The 981-nt window shown below is 70.9% G+C and carries 2 protein-coding genes; both read right to left on the bottom strand.

What is annotated here, in order from left to right:
• Position 1 precedes the first annotated feature (1 nt).
• Positions 2 to 229 carry a hypothetical protein gene (locus DC522_RS33725; RefSeq protein WP_116532723.1) on the bottom strand — a complete coding sequence of 76 codons (228 nt, stop codon included), beginning with the start codon at positions 227 to 229 and terminating at the stop codon, positions 2 to 4.
• A 21-nt stretch (positions 230 to 250) separates the two neighbouring features.
• Entirely contained in the window at positions 251 to 661 is a 411-nt protein-coding gene (locus DC522_RS33730; RefSeq protein ID WP_116532724.1) for a hypothetical protein, read from the bottom strand.
• Positions 662 to 981 lie beyond the last annotated feature (320 nt).

Here is a 981-nt window from a genome sequence, read left to right on the forward strand (position 1 = left end):
ATCAATGGAGGGATTTGCTGAGGGGGAGCGAGTGCAGAAGGGTGCCCCGGGGGCTGACGATGTCGAGCCGCCAGCCGGCCCAGTCGTCGATGGCGCCCTCGTGTTCCTGGCGCAATTCGCTGATCGCCCTCTGGGCTTCGGCCCTCGCGGTTTCCAGATCCGGGACCTCCACCCCGGTGTCGTCCGGGATGGTCTCGTGGCCGTTCATCAGGTGAAAGAAGCAGCGCATGTCCCCCCTTCGGCCGAGCGCTCAGGTCCGGTCATCGTCAGTCTGTGGCGGCAGGCTGGCGAGCGGCACCCAGCCCACCTCGGGCGGGGGGCACGGGACCAGATAGGCCCGGCCGTTCTCCAGTTTCGCCACCCGGCACGGGATCGCCCTCTGGTCGTTGGGCGGGCGGTACACCACAACGGCGCCGACCTGGAGCGGCTCTCCCGCGCCAGGCGCCGCGGCCTCAGGTCCGGCGGGCGTGGCAGCCGTCGGGCCCGGGGCCGCCTGCCGCGCCCGCAGGCGATCGAGGGCCGCGATGGCCACGCGGGCCCGGTCGCGGTAGCGGTTGCCGACAACCCGCAGCAGCAGGCCCCGGCTGCGGCCCGGATACCACGCGGCGCCGCCGATCTTGGCCAGCTCCTTCGCCACCGCGTCAACTTCGTCCTCGGTCATTCCCTGTCCGCTCCTCCCGCGGCTCCGGCGGTACCTCCGCCGAGCCAGAAGAATAACTCCCTAGCATCAGAAAGGATGCAGAGCGGAATGGCGGAAATCAGGCCTGGCCGTCCAAGGCCGGGGCGCCCCCCGTACCCGGGAGGTTGAGGAACCGGCCCGGCGCGAAGGGGATGGCCTCTCTGGCGGCTGTTCCCACAGGAGGCAAAGCAGATCCCGATCGGCCTCCCGTGGGGGCGCCGGGCCAAGGGCCGCAGACCTGAGGCCGCAGACCTGAGGCCGCAGACCTGAACCAGATCAGAGCTCAGGCGCGGCCCTTTTCT

The organism is Microvirga sp. KLBC 81, assembly GCF_003075415.1.
Lineage (GTDB): Bacteria > Pseudomonadota > Alphaproteobacteria > Rhizobiales > Beijerinckiaceae > Microvirga.

Bases quoted from the DNA above. Each gene is read 5' to 3' on its own strand.
- DC522_RS33725 (WP_116532723.1), bottom strand. From the start codon at position 229: ATGCGCTGCTTCTTTCACCTGATGAACGGCCACGAGACCATCCCGGAC.
- DC522_RS33730 (WP_116532724.1), bottom strand. From the start codon at position 661: ATGACCGAGGACGAAGTTGACGCGGTGGCGAAGGAGCTGGCCAAGATC.